Genomic DNA, 17,179 nt, shown 5'->3' with positions numbered 1-17,179 from the left:
ACTGCAATGTATAAAGCTAAAAACGCTTCATTCAAGAGAGATAATTTAGAGGTTGACTACCTTACTTTTGGCTTGGGCAAGCAGCCGCTAATTTTGATTTCAGGATTGAGCCTGTCACGCTTGCGTGGGAAGGCTTGGCAGATGTCTGTTATGTACCGGCTCTTTGCCAAAGATTATAAAGTTTATATGTTTGACCGCAGAAATCATATCCCGACAGGTTATCGAGTATCAGATATGGCAGATGATTTAGCCTTGGTGATGACAGCGTTAGGTCTTAAAAGTGCGCATGTTGTTGGAATATCACAGGGCGGTATGATTGCCCAAAGTTTAGCCATTAACTATCCAGAATTGGTTAGCCGCTTAGTGCTGGGAGTAACCCTGTCGCAGCAAAATGCTCGTGTTCAGTCAACTATTGGCGGCTGGATCGCCTTAGCCCAAAAACATAATTGGGAAGATTTAATCAAGGACATGTTTGCCAAAATGTATTCGGACACCTATGTGCGCAAACACAGATGGCTGATTGCACTCTTGGCTAAATGCTTAAAACCAAAGGAAATTGAGCGTTTTCTGATTTTGGCTGAAGCCTGTCTGACCTTTGATGTCTACGAAGATCTCCCGACCATCAACTGTCCGACACTTGTCATTGGCGGTGCGAAAGATTTGGTAGTATCTGGCCAAGCAAGTCTAGAGCTGGCAGATAAGCTGGGCTGTTCTGTCTACCTTTATGAAAATTTGGGACACTCAGCCTATAGTGAAGCTAAAGATTTTAATCAGAGGGTCTTTGATTTTTTGCAAAAGAAAAGTGGTTAAATGAAATCAACGTGAAAAACCTCGACCAGATACATTTCACTATTTTGGATCCTGAGAAGATCGATTTTCTAGCTGCGAGTATTGACTTGGTTTGTGGTTTTCACATATATTTTTGCTGGGATGATTTGAGCGCGCAGCTTAAGTGAAATTTACCGCTTACTGAAAGAGAAGGGACAGTTATTACTGGCTTGTGAGCAGAACAAATTGAATTATTTCCCGGTTTAGTTGAAAAGTGCTGAAAACTGTTAAGTTTTATCACCCTTTTGGCTTTCAATAGTTAGCTTCCCATCGGAGGGCTATGAATAGCTTATTTTTGCGAAAAAATATGGCTCTTTGTCGACTGTAGTGGGTGACTTATAATGAACAACGAGAGAGGACCACTGTGGTCTTTTTCATTTGTGAAAGAATTCCAGATTTTCTGAAAATAATCAAGTCAAATACATTACAAAAATATTGCATTTTTAAGTCGTATCATTTGATTGCTCAAAGAAGCCAAGCTATAATAAATTCTGTGCTAAAAATAAATAATTTTTTGGGAGGGAAAAATGAAAAAATTTTTCGCAGAATTAATCGGAACTTTTATCCTCGTTTTTGTTGGAACGGGGACTGTCGCCTTTGGTAATGGTATGGAGGGAATCGGCCATGTTGGTATCGCTCTGGCTTTCGGTTTGTCAATCGTAGCAGCAGCCTACTCAGTTGGTACGGTATCAGGTGCCCACCTCAACCCAGCGGTTTCTATCGCTATGTTTATCAATAAGCGTCTTAGCGCTAAAGACCTAGCAAACTACATCGTGGCTCAAGTTATTGGTGCCTTCTTAGCGTCAGTATTCCTTGACTTCTTGGTAAGCAATTCGGGACTGTCAGTTGATAAGGTTGGTCTTGGGCAAAATGCTTTGGCTGACGGTGTCACTGCTCTGGGCGGTTTCCTCTTTGAAGCTGTTGCTAGCTTTATCTTTATCTTGGTCATTGTGACTGTGACATCGGAAAGTAAAGGCAACGGAAAAATAGCTGGTATTGTTATCGGCTTGACCTTGGCTTTGATGATCCTTGTGGGACTAAATATCACAGGTCTTTCTGTTAACCCAGCACGTAGCTTGGCACCAGCACTCTTTATCGGAGGTTCTGCTCTCAAGCAAGTTTGGATTTTTATTTTGGCTCCAATCGTAGGCGGTGTTTTGGCTGCTATCGTTGGTGATAAATTACTGGGAACCGAAGACTAAGTCCATTTAATAACAATTCGAGACTAGATCTGAACTTTATGGTCTGGTCTTTTTTCTTAATTTTCCCAGCTTTTTAGAGTCCGCTCGCATTAAGGAAGAAGATAAAAAGTAAATGTTGAAATTGATTTAGCCTTAACGCATCAACTCGCTTAGATAGGTAATTTTTGCTATAATAGCCTTATGACAAATGTAGAGAAAAAATCCACTTATGAATTGTTATTAGCCCAATTAGAAGCTCTTTTGGAAGGGGAGACTAACGTCCTTGCCAATCTGGCTAATGCTTCGGCCTTGATTAAAGAAGCTCTGCCCAATTCGGTATTTGCAGGTTTTTATCTGTTTGATGGACAAGAGCTTATTCTCGGTCCTTTTCAAGGGAAAGTTTCCTGTGTTCATATTGCCCTTGGTAAGGGTGTCTGCGGTGAGTCTGCCCAGAAAAATCAGACTTTGATTGTTGACGATGTGACCCAGCACGCCAATTATATTTCCTGTGATTCGGCAGCAATGTCAGAAATTGTCGTCCCTATCTATCAAGACGGCCAGCTGCTGGGGGTCCTAGATTTGGATTCGAGTCTAGTTGGTGATTATGATGAGACTGACCGAGTTTATCTCGAAAGATTTGTGGCTATTCTGCTTGAGAAAACAGACTGGGATTTTGCCATGTTTGGAGTTAAGGACTAATGTATCAAGCTCTTTATCGAAAATACAGAAGCCAAACTTTTGAGGAATTAGTCGGCCAAGAAGTAGTAGCGACCACTCTCAGGCAGGCCGTGGCTTCTGGTAAAATCAGTCATGCCTATCTCTTCTCGGGATCGCGGGGGACTGGGAAGACCAGTGTGGCTAAAATCTTTGCTAAGGCCATGAACTGTCCCCATCAGGTGGACGGTGAGCCCTGCAATCAGTGTGATATCTGCCATGATATTACCGAAGGCAGTCTAGAAGACGTGATCGAAATTGATGCTGCTTCTAACAATGGAGTAGATGAGATTCGCGAAATCCGTGACAAATCAACCTATGCTCCCAGTCGAGCCACCTACAAGGTCTATATCATTGACGAAGTCCACATGCTTTCAACCGGGGCCTTCAATGCCTTGCTTAAGACCTTGGAGGAACCGACGGAGAATGTCGTTTTTATCCTAGCAACGACCGAATTGCACAAGATTCCGGCTACCATCCTCTCGCGGGTACAGCGTTTTGAATTCAAAGCTATCAAGCAAGCGGCTATTCGCCAGCACATGGCTGAAATTCTGGACAAGGAAGGCATCGCTTATGAGGATGAGGCTCTCAACCTGATTGCCCGTCAGGCCGAAGGCGGGATGCGGGATGCCCTGTCCATCTTAGATCAAGCCCTCAGCCTGTCAGCTGACAATCAAATCACAGCAGCCATTGCCGAAGAAATCACTGGTTCAGTCGGTCAGGCTGCTTTGGACGATTATTTGGCCCATCTTATCCAGAAGGACAGTCTAGCGGCTTTGACCGATCTCAATACGATCTTTGATAGTGGTAAGAGTATGAGCCGGTTTGCGACTGATCTCTTGGATTATCTACGGGATATTCTCATGGTGCAGGCTGGCGGTCAGGCCAGTCGGACGAGTCAGGCCTTCCAGGACAATTTGAGCTTGGAGCAAGGACGGCTCTTTGCTATGATTGATAGGATTACTCAGGCTATGCCTGAGCTCAAAAACGGCACTCAGCCAAAAATCTATGCTGAGATGATGACCATTCAACTGGCTGAATCTAAACAAGAGGATAGTCCAGCCCAATCAGATGATTCAGGTGATTGGCGAAGGGAAATCCAAGAACTTAGGCAAGAGGTCAGCAAGCTCAAAGCCCAGCTGGAAGCAGGCAACTTCGCCACCCCAGCTTCAGTTACCAAACCTAAGGCTTCCACTAACTTCAAATTCAAGGTTGATAAGGCTAAGATTTTGACTATCATGGAAGAAACAGTGGCTGACAGTGAGAAGTCCCGTCAGTATCTGGATGCCCTCAAAAGCTCTTGGAATGAAATTCTAGATTCCATCGGGCCTCAGGATAGAGCCTTGCTTTTGGGGTCTGAACCTGTCTTAGCTAATAGTGAAAATGCCATTCTGGCCTTTCAGGCAGCCTTCAATGCTGAGCAGGCCATGAAGCGCACCGATCTCAATACCATGTTTGGCAATATCATGAGTCAGGCAGCCGGCTTCTCACCGCAAATTATGGCAGTGCCTAAAGCGGACTTTGAGAAAATCCGAACAGAATTTGCTCAAAAAATGCGTGATCAAAAAGGAGCTGCCGCTTCAGCCGAACCAGCAACAGAGGACGAGTCGGACAGCCTGATTCCAGATGGTTTTGAATTTCTTTCCGACAGACTAAAAGTAGAAGAAGACTAGAGGGAATTATGTGATTGATATTTTGCAGCATTCAATCAGGTCAATCCAATGACGGCTAAACAGTCATAAATGGCTCAATCTTTTCATGAGAACAAAAATCCACCATTGCGGTGGATTTTCTGCTATAATTAGCTTATATGAATAGATTACAGTTTATCAGCATGGCGCTCTGGTGTGCTTTAGAAAGCTATTTTTTCAGCGAAGCCTTGCTTACAGGACATTTTTGGTTAGCCGGTTTTTGGGCTTTCCTGATTTTGCGTAATTTACAAAATGCCTATCTGGCAGACCGTCTGCTTAAGGAATTGCTCAAATCCTTGCCTCATGGACAAGGACCTAAGACTCCCAAGAAGAGAGACTGATCTCACCGGAGTTGAGGAGCTTTTCCTGACCGTCATCAAGTTGTACCACTAGCTGACCGCTGTCGGTGATGTCAGTCGCTAAGCCCGCATAAGATAGCTGATTTTCCACGAAAGTCACTCGTTTATCCAGAACGAGTGACTTTTCTTTGTAAACCTTTATCAAGTCACGCTCAGGCGTTTCTAGGAAAATGTTCCAGATTTCTGAAATCAACTGATTGCGGGTAATTGGAGTCTGAGTGGTAAATAGACTGGCAGCCTTGTCACGCAGATCCTTAGGGAACTCTGGTACGAGAAAATTGAGCCCCACCCCAATGATGACATCGGTAATCAGCCCCGTCTCAATAGATGAAATGGCTTCAGTCAGAATGCCCGCTAATTTCTTATGTCCCAGATAGATATCATTGACCCATTTGATCTGGCAGTCAATTCCCGTTAGACGGGAGATTGCCTTGACAATGCTGGAAGCGACCATGAGGGTGTAGGCAGGAGCCTGATCATGGGGCAGGTTGGGCTGTAGATGAAGAGACATATAGATACCACCCGACTCAGGCGAGAAGAAGGGGCGGGCAAAGCGCCCTCGGGCATTTTTTTGATTAGGAGCTAGGTAGAGAGCAGGGCTGGTCTGCTCTTTTTCAATCCCCTCCTTGGCATCTAGCTGGGTAGAGGAAGAAGTTTCATTGTAATAGACCTTGAGACCAGTAGCTTGGCTGATTTCCTTCGGCAGAAGCAAGTCTCCCAGAACCAGATGGTAGCCTCGATTTTTGACGGATTCGATAACCAACCCCTTATTTTCAAGAACTTTCATCGATTTCCAAATAGCTGTTCGTGAAACTTCTAACTGTTCAGCTAAATCCTGTCCGCTGACAAAACTGTCAGTTTCATGTAAAATTTTGTAGATTTTTTCATAGGTTTTCATAAAATTTCCTCATTCTTCTGCCTTTATTGTAGCATAAAAAATAAGAAGAAAGGGATTAGTTTTTCAAATGACTGCAGCAATCAACTGACTTTCTGCTATAATAAAACTATCAATTTTAATTTAGAAAGTCACCAATATGCAAACGACTAGAGAAGCTGAACTGGAAAATCAGCTCATTGAACAATTGATTACAGGCGAGAGTCAGTGGAGCCTGCGTGAGGACCTACGCACAGAAGAAGACCTCTGGGATAATTTCTTTGCTAAGCTGGAGCAAAATAATACAGCTGCTCTCAACGGCCATCCCCTGACTAATCAGGAAAAGGAGCAGATCAAGGGACAGCTGGATTTTACCAGCTATTACGAGGCAGCCAAATGGCTGGTCGGTGAAAATGGGATTGCCAAGGTTGATCTCCAGCGTGAGGACGCGGCTTTAGACAATGCCCGTCTCTCGGTCATCTGGCGTGACAATGTCGCAGGCGGCAGATCATCCTACGAAGTTGTCCATCAAGTCGTCCGCAATCGCTCAAAAGAGCTTGACCGTGACCGCAGGACAGATGTCAGCTTGCTGATCAACGGCCTGCCGCTTATCCATATCGAGCTCAAGAGTGCCAGTCATTCGACAGATGAAGCCTTCAATCAGATTCAGAAATACGACCGTGAAGGGAAATTCCGCGGCATTTTTTCAAGCATCCAGATGTTTGTCATCTCCAATAAGACCAATACCCGCTATATCGCTGCCACCAAGGCCGACAAGCTCAATAGGAAATTTCTCACCAAGTGGGTGGACGACAAGAATCAGCCGGTTGAAGAGCTTTTTACTTTCGCCCAGCAGGTCCTCTCGATTCCCCGTGCTCACCAGATGGTCATGCAGTATTCGGTGATTGATGATGATAAGAAGGCCTTGATCCTGCTGCGCCCCTATCAAATTCATGCCATCGAGGCGGTTCAGGAAGCCAGCAAGAAGCAGGAGTCAGGCTATGTCTGGCATACCACAGGTTCTGGTAAGACCCTGACGTCCTATAAGGTAGCCCGCAACCTTCTGCAGATTCCTTCCATCAAAAAGACCATCTTTGTGGTGGATCGCCGTGACCTAGACCAGCAGACGACCTCTAGCTTTCTGTCCTATGCCACCAATGATGTCATTGATATTGACGAGACCGACAGTACCCACGATCTGGTCAAGCGCCTAACCGGCAATGACAAGCGCGTGGTGGTAACCACCATCCAGAAGCTCTCCACTCTCATGCGTAAGATTGATGAAGGCCGCTATAGCAAGGATACCCAGAAAATCAAGCAGCTCAAGGTCGCTTTCGTGGTCGATGAGTGCCACCGAGCAGTCACGCCTCAAGCCCATCAGGCTATCTCACGCTTCTTTGTCCATGCCCTCTGGTATGGCTTCACAGGGACACCTATCTTTGGTGAAAATAAACGCCAGCAGCTGGGCAACCTAGCGCAAACAACCGAAGAACTCTACGGTCGCAAGCTCCACGAGTATACGGTCAAGGAGGCCATTCACGATGGCGCTGTCCTAGGCTTCAAAGTCGACTACAAAAGCACCCTGCTTCTTGATGAAGGGGCTGATGAAAAAACTATCCCAGATCAAGCCTATGAAAACGAAGAACACATGCTGCAGGTCCTCGATACCATCATTAACCATTCCAAGGGGCCGCTAGGCTTTAAAAACGGCGTTGGCAAGACCTACAATGCTATCCTGACGGTCAAGTCTATCCCCATGGCACAGAAGTACTACGACCTTATCCAGCGTATCAAAAAGGGTGAGACGACCATCAAGGTTAGCGAGTCCGTCAAGCGTGTCCTTCCAGACTTCCCCAAGGTCGCCATCACCTACTCGGTCACTGAAAATGAAGAGGATTCCCACTCGAATCAAGAGAAGATGCAAGCATCCTTGAGCGACTACAATAAAGAGTTTGGTACCCACTTTACAACAGCTGACTTGCGCAGTTACAACACCGACGTCAACAACCGCCTAGCTCGCAAGAAGGACAAGTACCTCTTTCGAGCCGAGCAGCTGGATCTGGTCATCGTGGTCAATCGTCTTTTGACCGGCTTTGATGCGCCTTGTCTGTCCACTCTTTTTATCGACCGCAAGCCCATGCAGCCACAGGATCTGATTCAGGCTTTTAGCCGGACCAATCGGATCTTTGATAAGAATAAACTCCACGGTCAGATCATCACCTTTCAGGTGCCAAATAGCTTCAAAGCAGCCGTCGATAATGCCCTCCAGCTCTACTCAAACGGCGGCCAGACCAGTGTCCTAGCCCCAGACTGGGAGGAAGAAAAGACCAATTTCGAAGCCAAGCTCACTGCCTTTCGCAGTCAAATCTCAGAAGAACCGGGCCTTGGCCTGACACCAGAGCAAGCCACAACTCAAGAGCTCAAAGTCTTTGCTAAGGCCTTTCAGGAGTTTGATAAGCGTCTGGCCTCGCTCCAAGTCTACCAAGAGTATGACGAGACAGAGCTCTATGCTGAATACGGTCTCAGCACAGACCAGTTAGAGACCTATATGGGCGTCTATCAAAATGTCCTTGCTGAGCTCAAACATCGGCGCGAGGAAGAAGGAATAGAAGAAGAGGAACCCATCAACTATCTCTACGAGATCGAGTCTGTCCATGTCGATGAAATCAACTACGAGTATATTCTCTCCCTTATCCAAGCCCTGATCCCGCAGGAGGGTCAAGAAGCGGCCGACCTTTCAGACAAGGATCTCGCCACTATCGATGACTATATCGCCAATCTCGCTAAAACCAACAGCAGCCTAGCTCAAGTCATGTCCACCCTCTGGTATCAAATCAAGAGTGATCCCGAAAGCTACCGTGGACAATCCTTGAGCGCTGTCTTAGATGAGATGGTAGCAGAGGTCATCCAAGGCCATGTCACAGAGTTAGCCAAGAAATGGTATATCGGCGAGGACGAACTCAGCTACCTAGTCAGCCACTACCAAAAAGGCCGTAAAAAGCAAGAAGGCGAAAGCCAGCTAGCAGCCAGCCAACGCTACCAAGACTACAAAGCCCAAGTCGCAGAACCCCTCAACCCCCTCCTCTACAAAAAGAACATCAAAACTGACTACACCAACCTCATCGAAAACATCATCGAACCCCTACGACTAAGACGGTAATAACAAGATACAAAGGGCGTAAAAAGCGACCAGGATTTTAGGAAGGTGACGCCGTGTGCTTGCACACAAGGAAGCTTATCTAAATCCCGAGCTTTTAGCCCGTGTTCAGTTATTAAGATACGAAGCTATTAAGCGTTCTAAAGGAATTTAGGAAATGGAGTGACTATTTATTGAGAATCTAGCGACATTTTATCTAACTTCATAGGAACGTAGGTGAATTCAGTTCTCCCAAATCTAGAAGCCCCTCCATCATACATGTCAGGTCTGTTTCTAGTAAATAATCCCAAACGCACCAAATTTGGTGCGTTTTATGGTATAATGATACAAGTTAATGTGATGCTTCACGGCTCGATATCTTAATAAGGAGGATTTTATGATCGGTGAAAATATTAAAACGCTTCGCAAATCCCTTGGTCTGACACAACCTCAGTTTGCTGAGAAACTCGGTGTGTCACGCAACAGTCTCAGCCGCTACGAAAATGGCACCAGTCCAGTTTCAACAGCCTTAATCGATCGCATCTGCCATGTTTTTAATGTATCCTATCTTAGCCTGGTGGGTGAGGACAAGCTCCTGACACCTGTTGAAGATTATCAGCTCACCCTCAAGATAGAAGTCTTCAAGGAACGTGCGTCAGCTGTCCTAGCAAACCTTTATCGCTACCAAGAGGCTAAAGCTATTCCTTTTGATGATGCCAGCAATCCATGGGTCATCATGAGCGATGATCTATCAGATTTACTCAATACGCAAATCTATCTCATTAACACTTTTGAAGAGTTAGAGCGCTACACTGGTTATCTTGACGGTATTGAGCGTATGCTAGATACAGCCCATCATCAGGTGGTGGCTTGATGGACTTAGGTCGATACCATCAGGCAGATTTTGACCGAGCCCTCAGCCGAAACCTAGGCGCATTGACGCGAAACAAGATTTCCTCAGATAAACCGCAGGCTATCTTACTGGGAGGGCAGAGTGGAGCTGGTAAAACGACCATTCATCGGATCAAGCAAAAGGAATTTCAAGGGAATATCATTATCATTGATGGTGATAGTTTTCGCCCTCAACACCCTAACTATCTTTCTCTTCAGAAAAAGTACGGCAAGGACAGTGTCAACTATACCAAAGGATTTGCGGGAGCCATGGTTGAAGTCTTAGTCGATGAACTCAGCCAGCGCGGTTATCATCTCCTCATTGAGGGAACCCTTAGAACCGTAGAGGTTCCCGAATCAACAGCAACTCTCCTGAAAAAGCGTGGTTATATGGTCTCGCTGGCCATTATGGCAACCAAACCTGAGCTGTCTTACCTGAGCACTCAGCTTCGCTATCAAGAGCTCTATAGCAAGGATCCTAATCAAGCCAGAGCGACACCAAAAGAGCATCATGATTTAATCGTTGACAATCTCGTCGAAAACCTAAGAGCATTAGAAGAAGCCGAGACATTCGATCGCATCCAGCTCTATCATAGAGATAAGCAGTGTCTCTATGATTCTGAACAAAATCACGGTTCTGCCTCCCGTATCCTCCAAGAGACCTTATTTGGAAACTGGACCCCAGTCGAAAGAGCCATGCTCGAGATGGGGGAGAGCCAGCTAAGGGACTTACATCAAGAGAATGAGACGTAAAAAGCTAGTGATATCAGATACCAAAAAACAAGATTCTCCTTTGACTCAGATATGATGAATAAACAAATGGGCAATAAAGCTTGATAGCAGGTGGTATAATTTTATAGCTAAAACGCCTAAGTATACCTCATTTAGTGCATTTTATGGTATAATTCCTAGTGATATCGCCTCAAAGGATGTGGATTATGTTTGATGAAATTGTAAGTTTAATAAATGAAATTGGTAAGCTGCATCAAGATTTTTCACATAATTTTTTTAAGGGACATATCGCTTACGATTATAACCTGAAAAAAACTAGAGTAGACAAAGTTTTACAAGAGACCTCTTATGATGAAACCTTTATTAGTTTAGTGGATGATTATATTGAAGAACTATCATACTGGCTTATTTTTCTTGAATTTGATTCAGAGTCCTTAATTTTGGAAACGCGTTTTAGGGGAAAGAATAAGGAGTCAGCTCTTAATAAGTTATACTACTATCGCGTAGGAAAATCAGATCCTACAATACCTGTTCAAAAATGCTTGAATGATTTGCTTGGATTTCGCATTATTATTAATAATGCGATTAATTACGATTGTCTATTGGATAAAATAAAGCGGTCAGATAAATTGAATATAAAATTATTTAGACCCTATGTTAGAACAGATAAAAACTACAAAGGTATCCATCTGTACGTCAAAAGTGATAATAACCATTATTTCCCTTGGGAAATTCAGATTTGGCAAAAGTCTGATGAGATTTCTAACGAACGTTCTCACCGAAATCATAAAGAAAAACGCCAATATATCAATTGGACAGAAATATACAAAGAGTATCAAAGAAAGGAGTAACAGAACATGGTTCAGCATATTATCGCTATTGCAAGTTCTTACCGACTGGGTAAGCGAATTGCTTGGCATTATACAGCCGACGTCATCAGTAAAGATGTCTTGACAGAATTAAGAGATAAAACAGACAGGCTACTAGGACGTCCAGACTATGTTATCCATAAATTAACAACGGATTCGAAAGATTGGAGCAGTGTTGTTAATAAGGATAGTTTCTTTGCGGATTTAGAAGTCTATGATTCATTAGATGATTTTCTACAAGTTGTAGCTGCAGATAAAGAAATTACTGCGCTTGACATTGCTAAGTATCTCTTATCAGTACTGCCTATGTCCAACCTAAAGCTCCAAAAGATGATTTATTTAGTCTATGCGGATTATCTAACAAAGACTGGTAAAAGGTTATTTGAAGATAAGATTATTGCCATGCAGTATGGCCCAGTTATTCCCACTGTTTACGATAACTACAAAGGAAATGGTAAGGAAGAAATTGCTGAAGCTTCAGACGATAAAACAGATGTTCATCTAGACGGTATTACAGTACCTCTGACCCTTGCAAAGATGTTGCAAGCAGATGATAACCAAACCATACTAGCTTCCATTAAGGCCACTTTAGAAATATTTGGTAAGAAATCAGCAGGTCAGTTGGTGGATATCACCCACAGAGCTGAAAGTCCATGGAGCCAGGTGAGATTATTTGATGAAATTACTGACAATATCATCTTAAAATACCATAATATCGAACTAGTTTAAGGATATCGCTAACAAATCACTATCTTTTTCTATATTTAAGTTTCCAGCTATTTTAAAAGATATCCTAAACTATATTAGCTATCTCTCAATTTTGGCTATTTCAGGAGATAAGTCGGAGAATTCTTACATCTGTCTCTTAAAAAATAGGAAAATTAAGAGATAGAAAGAGTCAGGATATACAAAAAAACTAACCACTCTATGTCCTAAAAACAAACACAGATATTAGTGTGAGAGAAGAAGCCATCCCTGTCGGTACTATCGTCAGGGATGTTGTGTTTATTGTATTCAATTTTTATTGCTTAAATATTTTCTTCTCATTTTCTTACGAGCTTCAAATTTTCTAAATTCTTTATCAATGACTCTTATTCTGAATCCAAATAATGAATCAAAACTCAAGTATCGTTTTCCAGATTTATTACCGCTTTTTAGCATTCTATTCATAGTTCTAATCAAAATAGCTGAAAATAGCACAATCACAAAAATAAGGATTAGAGATATTATCATACTCCTAGAAGTTAAGAACCTATTACTCCAATCAATAATTGCATTTACTAGACTCCAACGATTAAACTTATTTGGCTCAATAGCAATAATTTTATCAGAGCCTTTAAAAAATATATTCATTATCCAATCAGTAACAGATTTTTTAATTTTATAAGGCAGTATTTTTTTAATAGCCATCGTTATAGCAAACGAAATATTGACAAAAATGATATAGGCCTTTGCTATTGCATCTTTTCGTTTTTGTTCGGTTGAAATGCTAAAATCTTTTTTAATCGTCCTATTTTTAATTGTGTGATAAAAATTTAAAAAATCATCAGAGATAAGCCAGTTTAACGAGAGTGATATTATTGTAAACAGCGCGGTTGCAAAAGTTTCATTGTGGAATAGAAACAAAATAATCAGCAAGCATAGTTTTAGAATATTACCAAACTTATCCTGAAAGATTACTCTACTCATGTAATCAAATACGACCCAAATAGCATTTAAGTAACAATAGATTGAAAGTATTGAAATTTCTAAAGTATGGGATTCTATATTTTTACCATAAGCTATAATTAATAGAAAAACTATATTCACTAATAAAATAAAAATGGCAGATATGCAAAGAAGTTCTTTTGGAAATTTCAATTTACCTTCTGGCATTCTTAAAAATTTTGGTAATTGATATTCAATATCGCAAGTAATGCCTTTTCGATAAGCCCATTGAGAATAATAAAGTAGATATGATATGGATACTATAGAGGTAACCACATAAATAAAGGCATATATGAAAGAGTCTCTATTTGCAATAAAAAATAGCGGGATGGAGCTTATTGCAGAGCAAATTCCAACTAATTTGAAGGAGCACTGAAATTTTCTGTTTAGTATATGCTTGTTCCGATTTATCATTACTACTATCTCTTTAATTATTATTAATCATAATTTTATCAATTTATACTTCTTGATTCAATTACATATAAATTAACATTATGAATAAAATTCATCTATTTTGCTTAATAAACTACATGTTATAGTGTAGTGTGTCATTATGGAATTTTTATACTATTTTGCAAATATTATAATTAGGATGTTATACAATTGATAGTAAGAGTAAGAATAAGATATAATTAGCACGGAAATTTTGTCGTGTTCTTTTGATAGATAAAACAACAATGACCGTGATGAGGAAGTTAAGAAATTAGTTAAAAACACTTCGTTTAAAAAAGACGATAAACGATCTTTTGGAGAATATGGAGTTTATAATGCTGCTGTTACAAATAATCTTGGTTACAATCAAGATTATTACTATCATCGCTAAAACAAAAGATGTAAACGGTGTTGTCCCTGAAGAGCAGTATTTAACCGTAACAAACTAGAAAGATAGAGATTTTTTTAATTTAATTTTACGGCACCGGAACAATTTTGTTCAACCAAATATAGCGTTGATTATGCCAAGTATGGGGAATAATTTCAAATTTCTCTTGGGGTAGCAAAATCGGTTGCTTTTAATATACTGAAAGGGGTCTAAAAACCGCGTGGTTGAGCGGTTTTTTAATTAGTTGGAAAATGAGAAACATGGTATAATGGACGTAATTCAAGCTTGACAGGAGGAAATTTTGAAACTGCACATCTTTGATAATTTTTTGACTAGTATATCAGTTGTAGGTGAAGTAGTGAGTTCATTAAAATGGCTCCCCTTAAGACCAATGATAAATTTCTGGAATAACAGAAAAAAGGTTTCTATTATAGATAATGGGATATACAATATTGGTAAATACTTAGGTGAAATTAAGTTACTTTCTAACATCTCAAACGGATATTCAAGTCCATTTCTTCATAGAGTGATTGTTGAGACTTCCAGAAAAGATAAATTTAATTTAACAGATATTAGCCTAGAAGATATCAACTATGAGGAATATCATTATTCAGAAATTTTATATGATGGTGGATTTTTCAACGAAAATCAATATTTTACTATCGTAGGGATTAATAATGGAAATGAGGTCGGTCATAGCGATAAGATATCTATTAAATTTCAGCCTTTAAAAATTGGACAAGCTGATGGAACCTACTCCTTAACCATTGATGTGATAAATCACGAAAATGAGATTGGCCCTGGGAATATTCAAAGCATTTACTCAAAGAAAATTACTGATGAAGATTCAATTCTGCATTTTTTCTCTAAAAATTTTGATCAGTATGATAGGCTAAAAATCATAGTTCAATTTGAGAACAACTCATGTTCCCCACTAACTAGTATCATTGCGTACGATCCAGAAAATCATTCGTTTACCGTTAATGGAAGAGGTTTTTTAGGTCCTATTGAAAAGTATCCTTTAATGAATCTAGAAACTAGGCCTACTATTCTAAAACGACCAATTACTGTTCAGCTGAGTAAAGGCTCTAATCAAATAGATTTTTTAGTTGCTACACAAGAGGCATGTATCCTTTCTTATAATCTAGCTTTTTGGAGTGGAAAAAAGAAATTTAATACAAATTTTAAATCAGAAATTACAGTGAAAGTTCCTCATTATACTCAAGAGGAGAATACAATATATGGAAGAATTTATGACTTTTTGGCATTCCAAGTTAAAAAGAATATTAAAATTCATGAATTCAAATATAATGTAGACTACTTGAGTTCATTAAAAAAACAAGCAAAAAAGTCTGATAATAATAATCTTTATTATGTACTTAATTTTATTTACGATTACAAAGAATTAGTCGCTAAATTCTCAGACACAAAGTTGTAAAAAGAAATTTTTAAAAATGGCTATTATTCCATCAAGGGATATGTGAAATCATTTAATCGATTATTAGAGTTATTCGGAAACTAACTTATTCAGTAATTGACAATGCCACAAATAAACTAGGCTTAGCAATTGACAAAGGCGATCGGTCGCTGGGCGTTAAGTGATGACGTTTAGCATTATGATTTAGGTAGTTCATTTTGTTGACCTTCTGTCCGTTTGATCACTTACAGCATAGTCCAAATGAACTTTTTGCGGACTAAAAGAATGAATTAACGCCACAGATTAGTTTTTTATAATACAGAAGAAGTGGCAAATAAATTTTCAAAATCAATAATTGAGAGAGCATAGATTAAGCACAATGGAATTAAATAGCTTAACATATTATGAGATATAGCATTAATCATATTTTTGATAGATTATATGATGAGTCACTAACCAAAGCAGCCCAAATCAGAGGCTGCTTTTAAAATATTCAAATTTTCGAGCAAAGAAAAAAGACCCTCAAACTTTACTGAGGGTCTAAAGAACAGCTATACTAAAAAAGATAACCCCAGGCGCGTGTGAATTCTCGTCCATTGACTTACTCCCATTCGGGAACACAGCGTTAATCCTTCGAAAGTTATCTTTATCAGGTTTATTCTAACATATAAAATGGATAATACCAAAGGCCAAATAAATTTTGCCAATGGTTAAATACCCTGTTTGAAGATCAGCCATTTCTAGTCTGATCTTTTTCTTTTGGTAAAATAGCAGAGCTAAAGACAGTAAGAATTGTTTGAAAATTAAGGAACCATCCTTTGAGAGGGACAGAAGTGGTGGTATAATAGTAACGAGAATAAGTCATTAGATGTAATTATTAGAATAAGAGAGGTAGATAATGTCGAAAGAGTCCCAATTGAAAGATAATTTAGTTGAAAAAAGTATTGAAGCCTTTATTATGGGATTAGAAATTTATAATAAACCCACAATTAAATATCGAATAGAAGGATTCAGCTTCTTTATCTGTAATGCATGGGAACTGATGTTAAAGGCAGAACTAATTAATCGTGGGAAAAGTATTTACTTTAAAGATAATCCAGAACGGACAATTTCTATAGAAAAAGCTGTTGAAAATATTTTTACAAATAGTAACGGTGCCTTAAGAAAAAATCTAGAGCAGATTATTAAATTAAGAAATACAAGCACACATTTTATTACCGAGGATTATGAATATATCTATGCTCCCCTTTTTCAGGCCTGTGTGATAAATTTTGTTAGTAAAATGGAAGAGTTTCACAGTGTTGATATAACACAATATATTGCTCAAAATTTTTTAACTTTATCTGTTCGCTTAGAGCATTTGACTGAAGATGAAATTAGAGCAAAATATACCGGTGAAATGGCAGAGCATTTTCTAAAAGAAAAAAGTAAAATTGAAAAGTCAACTGTAATTAATAATACCGATTTTGCAATCCCAGTTGAAACAAAATTTTATATCACTAAAAATAAAAAAGAGGCTGATTTAAGCCTCAATATTGATAAAAATTCTGAAATAACCACAAGAGTCTTGCGAGAAGTTAAGAATCCAAATGATTTATATCCTTTGACTACTAAAGACGTTATTAAAAGTGTAAATAAAAGACTCAAAGCCCAAAAGATATTACTCAGTAAAGAAAGAAATGGTGAAATCGTACAAACTGTTTTTACATCTTATGATTTGCAATTATTTAATTCGTTTTATGATATCAAAAACAATGAAAAGTTTTGTTTTCATTATAAAATTGGAAATCGTTTTGGCTACTCACAACGATTATGTGATTTCTTAATTGAAGAAATATCTAAAGATCCCCAAAATTTTGTTCAACATCTGAAAAAAGGAATAAAAAAATAAGATAACCCCAGGCGCGTGTGAATTCTCGTCCATTGACTTACTCCCATTCGGGAACACAGCGTTAATCCT

The 17,179-nt window shown here is 39.9% G+C and carries 14 protein-coding genes and 1 pseudogene; 13 read left to right on the top strand and 2 right to left on the bottom strand.

Annotated elements, in window-relative coordinates:
- Positions 1 to 6: 6 nt before the first annotated feature.
- From ACFSN5_RS05980 to ACFSN5_RS05955, 6 genes and pseudogenes are all read left to right on the top strand, one after another.
- Positions 7 to 810, top strand: a complete 804-nt coding sequence (locus tag ACFSN5_RS05980) for an alpha/beta fold hydrolase (RefSeq protein WP_165210644.1) — start codon at positions 7 to 9, stop codon at positions 808 to 810.
- Between the two features lie 26 nt (positions 811 to 836).
- Positions 837 to 1,026: pseudogene (locus ACFSN5_RS05975) on the top strand (class I SAM-dependent methyltransferase); the annotation flags it as partial.
- 329 nt (positions 1,027 to 1,355) lie between these two features.
- Positions 1,356 to 2,030 carry an MIP/aquaporin family protein gene (locus ACFSN5_RS05970; protein WP_165210647.1) on the top strand — a complete coding sequence of 225 codons (675 nt, stop codon included), beginning with the start codon at positions 1,356 to 1,358 and terminating at the stop codon, positions 2,028 to 2,030.
- 180 nt (positions 2,031 to 2,210) lie between these two features.
- Positions 2,211 to 2,708, top strand: a complete 498-nt coding sequence (locus ACFSN5_RS05965; RefSeq protein WP_165210650.1) for a GAF domain-containing protein — start codon at positions 2,211 to 2,213, stop codon at positions 2,706 to 2,708.
- Complete coding sequence (gene dnaX / locus ACFSN5_RS05960) at positions 2,708 to 4,396, top strand: DNA polymerase III subunit gamma/tau (RefSeq protein WP_165329066.1); 1,689 nt, start codon at positions 2,708 to 2,710, stop codon at positions 4,394 to 4,396. Before ACFSN5_RS05965 ends, dnaX begins: the two co-directional genes overlap by 1 nt.
- A gap of 137 nt (positions 4,397 to 4,533) precedes the next feature.
- Positions 4,534 to 4,755 (top strand): DUF3272 family protein, encoded by a 222-nt coding sequence (locus tag ACFSN5_RS05955; RefSeq protein WP_277423760.1) that lies wholly within the window; start codon positions 4,534 to 4,536, stop codon positions 4,753 to 4,755.
- On the opposite strand, the gene birA is transcribed toward ACFSN5_RS05955, so the two are convergent.
- Positions 4,730 to 5,671 (bottom strand): bifunctional biotin--[acetyl-CoA-carboxylase] ligase/biotin operon repressor BirA, encoded by a 942-nt coding sequence (birA, locus tag ACFSN5_RS05950; protein ID WP_165210656.1) that lies wholly within the window; start codon positions 5,669 to 5,671, stop codon positions 4,730 to 4,732. The genes ACFSN5_RS05955 and birA overlap by 26 nt on opposite strands.
- A gap of 136 nt (positions 5,672 to 5,807) precedes the next feature.
- On the opposite strand from birA, the gene ACFSN5_RS05945 reads away from it, so the two are divergent.
- The 5 genes from ACFSN5_RS05945 (at position 5,808) to ACFSN5_RS05925 (ending at position 12,004) form a co-directional block, all read left to right on the top strand.
- Positions 5,808 to 8,807 (top strand): type I restriction endonuclease subunit R, encoded by a 3,000-nt coding sequence (locus tag ACFSN5_RS05945; RefSeq protein ID WP_165329065.1) that lies wholly within the window; start codon positions 5,808 to 5,810, stop codon positions 8,805 to 8,807.
- 373 nt (positions 8,808 to 9,180) lie between these two features.
- Positions 9,181 to 9,657 (top strand): helix-turn-helix transcriptional regulator, encoded by a 477-nt coding sequence (locus ACFSN5_RS05940; protein ID WP_165329064.1) that lies wholly within the window; start codon positions 9,181 to 9,183, stop codon positions 9,655 to 9,657.
- Positions 9,657 to 10,427 carry a zeta toxin family protein gene (locus tag ACFSN5_RS05935; protein ID WP_165329063.1) on the top strand — a complete coding sequence of 257 codons (771 nt, stop codon included), beginning with the start codon at positions 9,657 to 9,659 and terminating at the stop codon, positions 10,425 to 10,427. Before ACFSN5_RS05940 ends, ACFSN5_RS05935 begins: the two co-directional genes overlap by 1 nt.
- A 185-nt stretch (positions 10,428 to 10,612) precedes the next feature.
- Positions 10,613 to 11,257 (top strand): hypothetical protein, encoded by a 645-nt coding sequence (locus ACFSN5_RS05930; protein ID WP_165329062.1) that lies wholly within the window; start codon positions 10,613 to 10,615, stop codon positions 11,255 to 11,257.
- Between the two features lie 6 nt (positions 11,258 to 11,263).
- Positions 11,264 to 12,004 (top strand): Panacea domain-containing protein, encoded by a 741-nt coding sequence (locus tag ACFSN5_RS05925; protein ID WP_165329061.1) that lies wholly within the window; start codon positions 11,264 to 11,266, stop codon positions 12,002 to 12,004.
- Positions 12,005 to 12,289: 285 nt separating this feature from the next.
- Here ACFSN5_RS05925 and ACFSN5_RS05920 read toward each other — a convergent pair whose 3' ends face one another.
- Positions 12,290 to 13,396 carry a hypothetical protein gene (locus ACFSN5_RS05920; protein ID WP_165329060.1) on the bottom strand — a complete coding sequence of 369 codons (1,107 nt, stop codon included), beginning with the start codon at positions 13,394 to 13,396 and terminating at the stop codon, positions 12,290 to 12,292.
- Positions 13,397 to 14,103: 707 nt separating this feature from the next.
- Between ACFSN5_RS05920 and ACFSN5_RS05915 the strand changes: the two genes are divergently transcribed.
- Both ACFSN5_RS05915 and ACFSN5_RS05910 read left to right on the top strand, forming a co-directional pair.
- The gene (locus ACFSN5_RS05915; protein ID WP_165329059.1) at positions 14,104 to 15,240 is read left to right on the top strand and encodes a hypothetical protein; all 1,137 of its coding nucleotides are present in this window, start codon (positions 14,104 to 14,106) and stop codon (positions 15,238 to 15,240) included.
- Between the two features lie 877 nt (positions 15,241 to 16,117).
- A complete protein-coding gene (locus ACFSN5_RS05910; protein WP_165329058.1) occupies positions 16,118 to 17,110 on the top strand; it encodes a DUF3644 domain-containing protein in 993 nt (330 codons plus the stop codon).
- Positions 17,111 to 17,179 lie beyond the last annotated feature (69 nt).

Source organism: Streptococcus tangpeifui, assembly GCF_044503215.1.
In the GTDB taxonomy this organism is placed as follows: Bacteria; Bacillota; Bacilli; order Lactobacillales; family Streptococcaceae; genus Streptococcus; species Streptococcus tangpeifui.
The sequence above is the reverse complement of the archived record's forward strand: the minus strand, read 5'-3'. Positions and strand labels throughout refer to the sequence as shown.